Here is an 11,770-nt window from a genome sequence, read left to right on the forward strand (position 1 = left end):
GCGATGTTTCGGCGACGCAAGCCCGGGGTCAGTCGCGCTGTCCCTTCGGCCGGCGCGGATAGGTGTTTTCGGCTTTCGCTCTGGCGATAATCGCCGTGGCGGCGTCGCGTGCGGCGATGCTGAGTTCGGAGCCGTCGGAAAAATAGTCCATATCCCCAGCCGAGGCATCGTCGAGATCTATCACCTCGTCGCCGATTGCGGCCTCGGCGGTCCAGCCGGCGAGGTCACCCTTGTCCGCCATGCGGTGATAGCGCGCCAAGTCGCAAGCGACTTCGTCCTCGCTCGGGTTGTCCATAGCGAACAGGTCACGCGGCTTGTCGCCGAAACGTGCGCATTCGCGCCGATAGGCTGTGTCGTCCGCCATCAACAGTTCGAGCCGCTCGGTGAACTTCTGCCGCGATCGGCGGCTGCAGGCGTCAGCCAGATCGGATGATCTGGAATCCTCGGGGACTGCGGTGCAGCGTGCGTCGATGACCGCGGGATCGGTAAGCATGGCTTCGATGCTGCGGTCGTGCCGGTACGACTGTGCGCTAAGGCAAGCACCCGAGACGCGGCGGAGGCGTTCCGGAATCTCTTGGCCGCCATCGCCATTGCAAAGGACACGATAGCCTTCATCATCGTCGGTGAGCAGTTTAGCGAGCTGCGATTCGATAGCCACGTCATAGGCGATGCAGGCGTGGGCCAGTGCACCTTCACGGTCGGTTTCGGGTGTCGCTTCGCATTGCGGCGCAAGGATTGCGCCGTGCATTGCCATATCCCGGCCAATCATTCGATCACGGTTCCACTGAGCCTCGAAGCAGGCGATGGAGAGCGCCTCGCTCTGATCTTCTTTTGCGGTCGCGCCGCATAATGTGTCGAGCCGGGCGGGGTCGTCACGAAGGTCTGCCAACGCAGCGTTGAGTATTTCGTTTTTCGTCGCTGCGGCGGCGCGGCGTTTGCAGGCTTCTCCCGTCTTGGCGGTGCGCTGATCATAGGGTGGATACTGGATGGTGGCCGAACATTTGTCGTTCGCCATCCGGTCGTCGAGCAGATCGACGGGATAGCGGTCATCGTCCCTGTGGGCCAGCGTCCTTCGCATCTGGCTCGCCGCGATGGCTGCCTCGGCGTAGCGGTCGTCGCCTTCTCCGGGAAAGCTGCCCTCGATTGCGTCGAGCAGCGTCAGCGCGTCGTCAAAACGGCCCAATTCGCGCAGGCCGTTGACGATATAGAGGCGCAGTCCCAGTAATTTGGCGTCGGATTCGTCCATCGCATCGATCAGCGCCGGGCCATCGGCGGCGAATTGCTCGACGCGGCGTTTGCGCAGCATCGGGTCGATCGTCGCCCAGGTCGAACGCTGGAGCAGATGGAAGCGCGTCGAGGCAGGGCGGCCGAGCTTCGTCGCGAGCCAATAGGCCTGAGCGTGGCGATTTTCGGATTTGAGCGCAAGATAGGCGGGGTCGGCGATCAGCCCGGGAAGCCGCGCGCGTTCGGCGACGCTGTAATCGCCATAGGTCATGCGCTGCTCGTCGCTCGCTTCCATCGCCGCATAGTCGGGCAGGATGACGAGGCCATTGTCGGGACAGACTGGAATCTGCACATCCATCAGCGCATCGCCGAGCCAGCTGCCATCGGGCAGGGTGATCAGCGGAAAGGCCGAATAACCGACCTCTTGCGTGAACGTCTTGCCGCCGAGCGGGCAGGTGAAGCTGCGCTTGTCGAGGTTCTCGTCGCCCTGTGCTGCAGCGACGGGAGCGAGCGTCGTCGACAATAGAAAGAGAAGGATGAGGCGAAGGACGTTCGTCATGCACCTGTCAAACGCCGCGCCCGATCCGCCCGCGTGCGGCGAGGATCGCGAGCGCGGCGATGACGAGTGCGGGCTGGCCGATCACCGCCGGGGCGTCGGCCCAGAAGGTCGCGGGGCCGCAGATGCCCGCCGCAACCTCATAGATGTGGAGCGCGCCGTGGAGCGCGAGCCACAGCCCGCCGACGATCGCGGCGCGCCAGCGGCGGATCGGGCTGGCGGTCGCGTAGAGCAGGATCAGGCCCGAGCCGATATAAGCGAGGCCGATGTCGCGGATGAAATGCTGGTTCGGCGGGCCGGTGGTGACGACGGTGGGCACGAACACATACCAGTCGAGCGGCCTAGCCAGCATGAAGAGGCCGTTGGCGATGGTGGTGACCGCCGCGACCAGCAGGAGCAGCTGGGCGAGACGGTCTAGCGCGTCGAGCTTTGCATCCGTCATGAGGCATTCTCCCGGTGAAACCGATCGTAGGCGACGAACAGCGCCGCGCCGACCGACGACGCCATCAGCCCGACGACGAGCGAGTCGAAGATCATCAGCGCCCAGACCATGGCATCGGGCGCGCCGAGCGCCCATTTGTGGTTCATCCCGTGCAGCCACGATAGCGGCGCGAAGAGGAGCGGCAAGAGCAAGGCGAGCAACAGGAGCCACGGCCAGCTTTTGGCGATCAGCGCCTTCATCGGGGTGACACGGTCGCCGAACAGCCCCGCGAGCATCACGAACAGGAAGGGCAGCGAGAGCAGACTGAAGACGATCGAGACCGCGACCGGCGCTTTCCGGTCGGCGATCAGCGCAAAAAGCTCGCCGATCGATCCGATCGCCATGAACAGCACAAAACCGATCACCAACCGTACCCATGCGAGCCGGCGAATATCGTACCAGCGCCCGCCGTGCGCGCGGCACCACCAGAAGCGCGCCGAGGCGATGAAGGTCAGGACGAGTCCGGCGATCTTCGCATAGCCGAAGGCCCAGCGCAGCGGATCGTTGCCGGCGAGCTTCGCGGCGGCGACGCTGTCGAACATGCCGAGGTGGATTTCGGCGACATGCTGCGCGAATTCGGGAACGACGACGAGTGCGACGACGATCGGGCCGACCCAGAACAGGCTGGCGCTGAGCGTGAGATATTGGGCGACGGCGGAGAGGATCGTGCGAAGGATCGTCATGGCCTTGGATGCGGTGGTCATTCGGGCTGTTCCCCCTTCAGCAATTCGCCGACCGTGACGATGCGATAGCCTTTGGCAGCGAGTCCGTCGAGGACCAGCGGCACCGCGGCACGTTCGACCCTGTTGCCGCGGTACATCGGATGGATCAGGATGATCGACCCCGGCCGTGCGCGCGACACGATGTCGCGGGCATAGGTTTCGGGCGTGATGTTGTGCACCGCGTCGTCGGCGACGTCCCAGGTGATGCTGCGATACCCTTCCTGCTCGACCGCGAGCGGCAGGCCGGCGAGGCGGCGGCCGAAGGGTGGGCGGAACAAGGTCGGATGCGCCACTCCGGCAGCGCGCAGCAGCGCGTCGGTGCGCGCGATCTCTTCGCGGTAAAACGCCTGCGACCGCCCGATCATCCGCTTGTGCGACCAGCTGTGGTTGCCGAGTTCGTGCCCCGCGGCGAGCAGGCGCTTCGCCTGTTCGGGGTAGCGCGCCATCTTGCTGCCGATGAGGAAGAAGGTCGCATGGACCCGGCGCTTCGCCAGTTCGTCGATGACCGCATCGACCCCCTCGGGCGTCGGGCCGTCGTCGAAGGACAGGGCGACGATCTTCTCGCCGGTCTCGATGCGGCAGGTGACCTCGCCGACCATCTGCCAGCAGGGCAGCTTGGTGATGCGCCAAAGGACGGTGACGAGGATGAGGAGGACGGCGAGGAGAGCGATCCGGAGCGGTCGCCGCACGCTGCCCGCTCTTCTCATTCGCGCCCTGGCCGCCCCACATCGTCGCCGAGCCGGACGATCTTGCCGACCTCCAGCTCGTCGATGTGCAGTTTGCGGATGCGCGCCTTGCCGATGCGGAGGCGGCCGATGGCGAGCGCGCCTACCGCGAAGGCGCCGAGCGCGAAGGCACCGATCGCGAGCGCGGCGATATGGCCCGCGCCGAGCGCTGCGGCGCCGGTCGCCGTCGCGCCGGCGGCGGCCGCCTTGCGGGCGACCGGAGGTTCGATGACGATGCCGGTCTTCGCCTTCACGCGGCCTTGCCGTGGAGGGTGTCCATGCTCACCGCGCTGCCCGCGTCGATCTCGGCGGCCTTGGCTTCGACGAGCTTCACGACATGCGCGATCATGTCGGCATCCTGGACATGATGGTCGGTGACGCCCGAGAGATAGACCATATGCTTGCCGTTGCCGCCGCCGGTGATGCCGATGTCGGTCTCGCGCGCCTCGCCGGGGCCGTTGACGACGCAGCCGAGGACCGAGAGCGACATCGGGGTCTTGATGTGGCCGAGCGCCTCTTCGAGCGCCTGGACGGTGCGGATGACGTCGAAGCCCTGCCGCGCGCAGCTGGGGCACGACACCACGCGGACGCCGCGGGTGCGCAAGCCCAAGGATTTCAGGATCTCGTATCCGACGCGCACTTCCTCCTCGGGTTCGGCCGAGAGGCTGACGCGGATCGTGTCGCCGATGCCGGCCCAGAGCAGATTGCCGATGCCGAGCGCCGACTTGACGGTGCCGCCGATTAGGCCGCCCGCCTCGGTGATGCCGAGGTGCAGCGGGCAGTCGACCGCATCGGCGAGCTGCATGTAGGCGGCGACGGCGAGGAAGACGTCGCTCGCCTTCACCGCGACCTTGTATTCGTGAAAATCATGGTCCTGGAGCAGCTTGATATGGTCGAGCGCGCTTTCGGTCAGCGCCTCGGGGCAGGGCTCGCCATATTTTTCGAGCAGATCCTTTTCGAGGCTGCCGGCGTTGACCCCGATGCGGATCGCGCAGCCATTGGCCTTGGCGGCGCGGACGACCTCGCCGACGCGTTCGCTGCTGCCGATGTTGCCGGGGTTGATGCGCAGGCACGCGGCGCCGGCGTCGGCGGCTTCCAAGGCGCGCTTATAGTGGAAATGAATGTCGGCGATGATCGGCACGCGCGCGGCGCGGACGATCTTGCCGAGCGCGGCGGTCGAATCGGTGTCGGGGCAGGAGACGCGGATCAGGTCGGCGCCGGCCTCTTCGCAGCGGCGGATCTGGTCGATCGTCGCGACCGCGTCGCTGGTCAGCGTGTTGGTCATCGTCTGCACCGTGATCGGCGCGCCGCCGCCGACGGGGACGGTGCCGACCATGATCTGGCGGCTGGTGCGCCGCGCGATGTCGCGCCAGGGGCGCAGGCCGGGGTTGTGATCGCTCATTCTTCGGTCCTCGGGAGGGGGTGGGAGGTCTTTAGAGCAGGATTGTGGCGGGATGAAGCTTTCTATTCATCGTCGCCCCCGCGCAGGCGAGGGCCGCTGGAGGAGTAGCGCAAGGCCGATTGCGGCCCCGCCTGCGCGGGGGCGACGGATTAGGTTGCGTCGGCCATCGCACGCCGCCAAGGTCGCGCTCCCCCCAAACACCCCAAGGATTTTCCATGCTTCGCCTGCTTGCCGTCCCGGCGCTCCTGTTCGCCGTTCCCGCCACCGCGCAGGAGATCACCGACCCGCCGTCGAGCGCGCTGTCGGTGTCGGGCGGGGTCGATCTGGTGTCGGACTATCGCTTCCGCGGCCTCTCGCTGTCGGACAAGGACGTCGCGGTGCAGCCGACGATCACGGTCACCCACGACAGCGGCTTCTACCTCGGTGCCTGGGGATCGAATATCGATGCCGGGCCGGCGCGGGGCGATGTCGAGGCGCAGCTTTATGGCGGCTATGAGACCGAGATCGCGTCGGGCACGCGGCTCGACCTGGGGGCTACCTATTATTGGCATCCCGACGGCGACAAGGCTTTTGGACCGAGCGATTTCGGCGAAGCGAGTGCGCGCTTGTCCTATATGCTGGGGCCGGTCGAGGCGACGGGAACGGTGGCTTATGCCTGGGACCAGGCGGCGCTCGGCGATGCGGACAATCTCTATCTGAGGCTCGGCCTGTCGTCGGGCATTCCGAACACGCCGGTGACGTTGAAGGCCAGCGTCGGTCATAGCGACGGTGCGCTGGCGCCCGGGGGCGATTATCGCGACTGGTCGCTCGGCGCGAGTGCGACCTTCGACCGCTTCACCCTCGGGCTGAAATATGTCGACACCGATGTGCGCAAGACCGGGGTGAAGGCGATCGACCGGCGCTATGACGCGACGGTCGTCGCTTCGCTCGGTTTCTCCTTCTAGCTCATTCTGGCCGACGTAATATTGTTTCGGGTGAAACCGGTCCGACGCAAGGTAATTGTTGCATAATTGTCACATCGACCCTTTTTAAGACAGGAGCGGTAACTTTTTCGATTGTGCGGCGCAGCAACTTGCCCAAAAGAGACGCACGCATGACCGGACCGGCCCGATACAGAGGCTGGCTGTCACGCAGCAGGCAGGGACGATCCGTTTTTCCATTTGGGGATCTGTCCATGAAGAAACTCTCCCGCGCATGCCTCGGCATGCTTCTCGCCGCCGTTGCCGTTCCGCAGGCCGCCTACGCCCAGGACGCAGAAGAAGACACCGACGGCATCACCATCACCGGTGGTGCAACGGTGGTCAGCGACTATCGTTTCCGCGGTTTCAGCCAGTCGAACGAAGAAGCGGCTATCCAGGGCACTTTCACGATCACGCATGAAAGCGGCCTCTATGTCGGCACCTGGGGTTCGAGCATCGGCTTTAACAACGGCACCGAAATCGACGTCTATGGCGGCTATTCGACCGAACTGACCTCGGGCCTCGTCGGCGACATCGGCGCGACGCTCTATCTCTATCCCGGCGTCGGCAACACCACTGTGATCGAACCCTATGCGTCGCTGACCGGCACCGTCGGCCCGGCGTCGATCAAGGGCGGCGTCGCCTGGGCGCCCGGCGGCCAGGATTCGCTCGGCGACGCCAGCGGCATCTATCTGTACAGCGATGTCGGCGTCGCGATCCCCGATACCCCGATCAAGCTGAAGGGCCATCTCGGCTATGCCAAGAGCGACAGCTTCCTCGGCGGGCTCGACGGCGAAGTGTTCGACTATTCGGTCGGGGTCGACTTCACCTGGAAGATGCTGACGCTCGGCATTTCATACGTCAACACCGACGCTCCCAAGACCCTTGGCTACAAGGAAGCCGTGGGTGCCGACGGTGCGGTTCTCTTCTCGCTCGGCGCCTCTTTCTGACGCCGGACCCGGAGGCGGCCTCTGGGGGGAGGCCGCCTCCCTTTTCTCTCTCGACGGAAAGGGCCGGCGGTCGCCGGCCTTTTTCTGTTTGGGGTGACAATGGGCGGAAATGGGCAAGCCGCCATATAAACCCCGTTCGTGTCGAGCGAAGTCGAGACACCCCGAAGACGTGCGCTACCAATGGGTGTCTCGACTTCGCTCGACACGAACGGAAGAGTGGGCGGTCAGGGGAAGCCACCCCGGACCGGTCGGTGCTTCCAGGCTAAGGCTTCTTCGCCGCCAGCGCGTCGCGGGCGCCGCGCAGGCCGAGGAATTGTTCGGCGAGCATCCAGTCCTGGCGTGCGAGCTTGGGGTCGGAGAGGCTGACCGCCTTCGCCTGATCGAGCAGGCTCGCCGCCTTGGTCGCGGCCTCGCCGCTCAACAGCGGATAGCTTTTCCCCAGCGCATAGACCTCCCAGCCGAAGGGGACGTGGCGATAGGTGTCGACATAGGTGTCGCCGCCGGCGCGGATGACGTTGACATCGTTCGAGATATTCTGGTCGACCGGCGACAGCTTGTCGATCCCCGCGACATAGGTTTCCGCGATCTCCTTCGCCTCGCCCGCGCCAACCTCGGGCAGCAGCGCGAGCGTCGCCATCGCCGACACCGACGGCGCCTCGGTGCGCAGGCTGTTGTCGGGATAGTCGGACCAGTTGACCCCGGCGCGCGGACGACGCTTCTTGAGCCATTCGACCGCGCGGGCGCGCGCCGCCCTGGCCTTCGCCTGCAACGCCGGATCGGCCTTCAGCACCGGGTCGATGTCGCGCAGCGCGATGACCGACAGCGCGGTGATATAAGTGGCGGCATTGTCGGGGCGGTCAGCGGCGTCCATCGTGCTCGACCACCAGCCTTCGCGATTTTGCGCGGCGAGCAGCGCGTCGACCACCGGTGCAGGGGGCGCGCGGTCCATCACGCCATAAGCGGTCAGCGTCCAGGTCGAGACGATGGTGAAGGGCGCACCCTCGACCATCACGCAATGGCAGGGGCCGCCGAGGAATTTGGTCACCGCCGCCTCGAAGCGCGCGAGTTCCTCGGTGCTTGGCGATTTTTCGACCGCGATGAGCTGGGCGAGCGCCCAGAAGACCTTGCCGTTGTTGGTGGTCTCGACGTCGTTCAGCGCGCTGACCAGCGCGTTGGCCATGACGGGTTCGGTGGTCTTGACCGTCTTGTCGAAGCTCGCGGCGGTGGCGGTCTGGTCGAAGGATGGGCCGCTCCCGGCAAAATACCAGCCGCCGCCACCGACCGTGGCGATCGCGAGCGCGGCCGCGCCGCCGAGTGCGAGCGGCGAGAAGCGGCGCTTCTGCGGGCCGGCGGGACGGATGTCGTCGGTTGGCGGCGCGGCGCCGGTCTTCTTCAGCCGCCGGTCGATCGCGGTCAGCACGCGCTGCCACGCCGGATGCGCCTCGCTGCCGTCGAAGCCCGACATGTCGAGGACGTTGACGTTATAGAATTCGGCGGGCAGCGCCTCGGGATCGATCTTGTCGAGCGCGATCGCGACGAGCGAACCACGGTCGAGCCCGATGCGGCTTTCGATGCGCACCCAGCGGCGCTGGATCGCGGCGGGGGTCCAGCAGCCGAGCACGACCCCGGCGCCCTTGACGGCGCGGTCGATGACGTCGGGAAATTCGGCGCCGGCGTCGATCCCCTCGGCGTCGAAAAACACATGATGGCCGCGCGCGAGCAGCAGGTCGCGCAGTTGCATCGCCTTGTCCGCATCGGCGCGGCTGTAGCTGACGAAGATGTCGTAGGGGCGCTCGTTCGACGCGTCCCCCTCTTGCGCAGTCATGGTCGTCGCAACCTTCTGTCCCCCGTGCGTCGCGATACCCCGATGCAGCGATAGCATTCCCGCGACACATCGCAAGTCGCTTGACGCTGTCGATGAACCGTTTATTTCCAGCGACGAGTTGAGCGAGAGGAGTCCCCCATGCCCCAAGCCGCGTCCGTTCCGCCCGTCCCGTCATCCCCCAATCCGCCCCGCGAAAAGGGCGAACGCTCGCCGGGCGTGAAGCTGGTGATCGCGGTGCTCATCGCGGTCGCGCTGATGGTGCCGCTGCTGATGGTCTATGGGCTGCTGTGGGACCGACAGGAACAGGCGCAGACCGCGCAGGCGTCGATCGGGCAGGGCTGGGGCGGGCAACAGACGATCGCCGGGCCGGTGATCGTCATCCCCTATCGGGCGACCGAGACACAGACGGTGACCGAAAATGGCCGCGATGTGACGCGGTCGGTGACCGTTCTTCGAAACCTCTATCTCTCGCCGCAGGCGAACAAGGCCGACGTCGTCATCAAGCCCGAGAAACGCAAGAAGGCGATTTACGAGACCGTCGTCTATGAAAGCCAGATTTCGGGGAGCGCCGATTTCGTGCTGCCCGCCGACATCGCGCGCTATGGCGCCGCGCGCGAGGCGCTGTTGCTCGACCGCGCCGAACTGCGGCTCGGCGTCAGCGACGCGCGCGGCCTCGTCGACGGCAACAGCCTGGCGGTGAACGGCACCGCAGTGCCGCTGCAGCCCGGCAAGGGGCTGCTCTCGACCGGCAATTCGGGAACCTTCGCCTTCGTCGACTGGACCGGCGGCGCGCCGATGAAGGTCGATTACAAGATCGGGGTGCGCGGCCTCGGCGATTTCCGGCTGGTCCCGCGCGGGGTCGATACGCGCTGGACGGTCAAGTCGAGTTGGCCGAACCCCAGCTTCGGCGGCGATTTCCTGCCTGCGACGCGCAGTGTGACGGGGAGCGGCTTCACCGCGACCTATGCGATTCCGAACCTCGCGCTCGGACAGGCGCAGGTGCTGACCGGCGATCTGTCGGCGCCGCAGGTGAGTTATGGCGGCGGGCGCGACCAATATGTCGAAACCGCTGCGGTCGAAGCCGTTGCGGCGGCCGCCGACGGCGCGAGCGAGGCGTCGGGCGGTACCGCCAAGGCGATCGCGATCACCCTGATCGAACCCGTCGACCTCTACAGCCAGGTCGATCGCAGCATCAAATATGGTTTCCTGTTCATCGGTTTCACCTTCGTGGCCTTCCTGATGTTCGATGTCATCGCCGGTGCGCGCGTCGCGGCGGCCGAATATCTGCTGACCGGTGTGGCGCTCGTGTTGTTCTTCGTGCTGCTGCTGGCCTTCGCCGAGGTGATCGGTTTCCTGTTCGCCTATCTGCTGGCGGCGGGCGCGATCATCGGGTTGCTGGCGGCGTATAGCGCGGCGGTGCTCAAGAGCTGGAAACGCGCGCGCTTCCTCGCGGCGATGCTGCTCGGGCTTTATGCGCTGCTCTATGTGCTGCTCAACCTTGAGGCCTATTCGCTGCTGATCGGGTCGGTGCTGATGTTCTTCGCGCTCGCGGGGGTGATGTACATGACGCGGAATATCGACTGGGGTGGGGTCGGGAAGAAGAGCGAGGTGGCGGCTTAAACCTCGTCATTGCGAGCGAAGCGAAGCAATCCAGGGCGGTTTATGCCTGCTCTGGATTGCCGCGTCGCTTCGTTCCTCGCAATGACGAGCCGGGTTACCGCCAGCGCAGGTTGTCGCGTGACAGGTCGGCGAGGGTTTTCGCCCCCATCAGCTTCATCCCGCGTTCCATCTCGGCGCGAAGCAGGGCGATCGCGCGGGTGACGCCTTTCTCGCCCGCCGCTGCAAGCGCATAGAGGTAGAGGCGCCCGCCCGAGCAGGCCTTGGCACCGACCGACAGCGCCTTGAGCACATGCGTCCCGCGCGTGATGCCGCCGTCGCAGATCACCTCGATCCTGTCGCCGACCGCGTCGACGATCTCGGCGAGCGCGTCGAAGGGTGCGCGGCTGCCGTCGAGCTGGCGCCCGCCATGGTTCGACACCATGATCGCACTCGCGCCGATGTCGACCGCGCGGCGCGCATCCTCGACCGCGACGATGCCCTTCAAACAGAAGGGGCCGTCCCATTGTTTGCGGATCGCCTCGGCGCGCTTCCAGTCGAGGCTCTGGTCGAGCATCGAGGTGAAATATTCGGCGACCGATTTGGGCACGCTCGACCCTTCGGAGACATGCGTCGCCAGGTTGGGCAGGCTGAATTTCTCGCGCAGCACATAGTTGAGGCCCCAGCCGGGCTTGATCGCATAGGAGAGCATGTTGCGCGCCGTGAAGCGCGGCGGCGAGGTGAAGCCCGAGCGCAGGCAGCGTTCACGATTGCCCCCGACGATCGTGTCGACGGTGAGCGCGACCGCATCGAATTTCGCGGCGCGCGCGGCGTCGAGCATCGCGGTGTTGAGGCCTTCGTCGTGGTGGACATAAAGCTGGAAGAGCTTCGGGCCGTCGGTGAGCGCGCCGGCCTCTGCGAGGCCGATCGTCGCGAGGCTGCTGATCCCCGCGACGGTGCCGGCGTTCGCCGCGGCGCGCAGCACCGCGCGCTCGCCCTGCCAGTGGAAAAGGCGCTGGAGCGCGGTGGGTGAAAGGAAGAGCGGCATCGCCATCTCGCGTCCGAACAGGGTGGTGCGCATGTCGATGCTCTCCACCCCTGCGAGCACGCGGGGGATGAGGTCGCAATCGTCGAAGGCGGCGCGATTGCGGCGGCGGGTGACCTCGTCGTCGGCGGCGCCGTCGATATAGTCGAACACCGGCCAGGGCAGGCGCCGCTTCGCGAGGGCGCGGAAATCGTCGATATTGTGGCAGTCGGTGAGTTTCATTTCGGCCCCGCTCTTACCCCGTCATTGCGAGCATAGCGAAGCAATCCAGGGCGGTTTTACGCA

11 protein-coding genes are annotated in these 11,770 nt (G+C 66.0%); 3 read left to right on the top strand and 8 right to left on the bottom strand.

The window, feature by feature from the left end:
- Positions 1 to 28: 28 nt before the first annotated feature.
- Genes AC07U1_RS09990 through ispG form a run of 6 tightly spaced genes read right to left on the bottom strand, consistent with a single transcriptional unit; the run spans position 29 to position 5,110 of the window.
- Positions 29 to 1,783: a hypothetical protein gene (locus AC07U1_RS09990; protein WP_495176629.1), complete on the bottom strand. Its 1,755-nt coding sequence runs from the start codon at positions 1,781 to 1,783 to the stop codon at positions 29 to 31.
- Positions 1,784 to 1,790: 7 nt separating this feature from the next.
- Positions 1,791 to 2,222, bottom strand: coding sequence for a hypothetical protein (locus tag AC07U1_RS09995; RefSeq protein ID WP_495176628.1), 432 nt, complete (start codon positions 2,220 to 2,222; stop codon positions 1,791 to 1,793).
- Positions 2,219 to 2,965: a hypothetical protein gene (locus tag AC07U1_RS10000; RefSeq protein WP_495176627.1), complete on the bottom strand. Its 747-nt coding sequence runs from the start codon at positions 2,963 to 2,965 to the stop codon at positions 2,219 to 2,221. Before AC07U1_RS10000 ends, AC07U1_RS09995 begins: the two co-directional genes overlap by 4 nt.
- The gene (locus AC07U1_RS10005; protein WP_495176626.1) at positions 2,962 to 3,672 is read right to left on the bottom strand and encodes a polysaccharide deacetylase family protein; all 711 of its coding nucleotides are present in this window, start codon (positions 3,670 to 3,672) and stop codon (positions 2,962 to 2,964) included. Before AC07U1_RS10005 ends, AC07U1_RS10000 begins: the two co-directional genes overlap by 4 nt.
- A gap of 14 nt (positions 3,673 to 3,686) precedes the next feature.
- Positions 3,687 to 3,962 (bottom strand): hypothetical protein, encoded by a 276-nt coding sequence (locus tag AC07U1_RS10010; RefSeq protein ID WP_495176625.1) that lies wholly within the window; start codon positions 3,960 to 3,962, stop codon positions 3,687 to 3,689.
- The gene (ispG, locus tag AC07U1_RS10015) at positions 3,959 to 5,110 is read right to left on the bottom strand and encodes a flavodoxin-dependent (E)-4-hydroxy-3-methylbut-2-enyl-diphosphate synthase (RefSeq protein ID WP_056346194.1); all 1,152 of its coding nucleotides are present in this window, start codon (positions 5,108 to 5,110) and stop codon (positions 3,959 to 3,961) included. Before ispG ends, AC07U1_RS10010 begins: the two co-directional genes overlap by 4 nt.
- Positions 5,111 to 5,325: 215 nt before the next feature.
- Between ispG and AC07U1_RS10020 the strand changes: the two genes are divergently transcribed.
- Positions 5,326 to 6,054 carry a TorF family putative porin gene (locus AC07U1_RS10020; RefSeq protein ID WP_495176624.1) on the top strand — a complete coding sequence of 243 codons (729 nt, stop codon included), beginning with the start codon at positions 5,326 to 5,328 and terminating at the stop codon, positions 6,052 to 6,054.
- Between the two features lie 230 nt (positions 6,055 to 6,284).
- Complete coding sequence (locus AC07U1_RS10025; protein WP_056346198.1) at positions 6,285 to 7,019, top strand: TorF family putative porin; 735 nt, start codon at positions 6,285 to 6,287, stop codon at positions 7,017 to 7,019.
- 262 nt (positions 7,020 to 7,281) lie between these two features.
- Here AC07U1_RS10025 and AC07U1_RS10030 read toward each other — a convergent pair whose 3' ends face one another.
- Complete coding sequence (locus AC07U1_RS10030) at positions 7,282 to 8,844, bottom strand: toll/interleukin-1 receptor domain-containing protein (RefSeq protein WP_495176623.1); 1,563 nt, start codon at positions 8,842 to 8,844, stop codon at positions 7,282 to 7,284.
- A gap of 138 nt (positions 8,845 to 8,982) precedes the next feature.
- Here AC07U1_RS10030 and creD point away from each other — a divergent pair, with 138 nt between their 5' ends.
- Entirely contained in the window at positions 8,983 to 10,464 is a 1,482-nt protein-coding gene (gene creD / locus AC07U1_RS10035) for a cell envelope integrity protein CreD (RefSeq protein ID WP_495176622.1), read from the top strand.
- Positions 10,465 to 10,558: 94 nt separating this feature from the next.
- Here the strand turns inward: creD and AC07U1_RS10040 are convergent, their stop codons facing one another.
- Positions 10,559 to 11,707 carry an alpha-hydroxy acid oxidase gene (locus AC07U1_RS10040; RefSeq protein WP_495176621.1) on the bottom strand — a complete coding sequence of 383 codons (1,149 nt, stop codon included), beginning with the start codon at positions 11,705 to 11,707 and terminating at the stop codon, positions 10,559 to 10,561.
- Between the last annotated feature and the right edge of the window lie 63 nt (positions 11,708 to 11,770).

The organism is Sphingopyxis sp. GW821-FHT02C12, assembly GCF_059421785.1.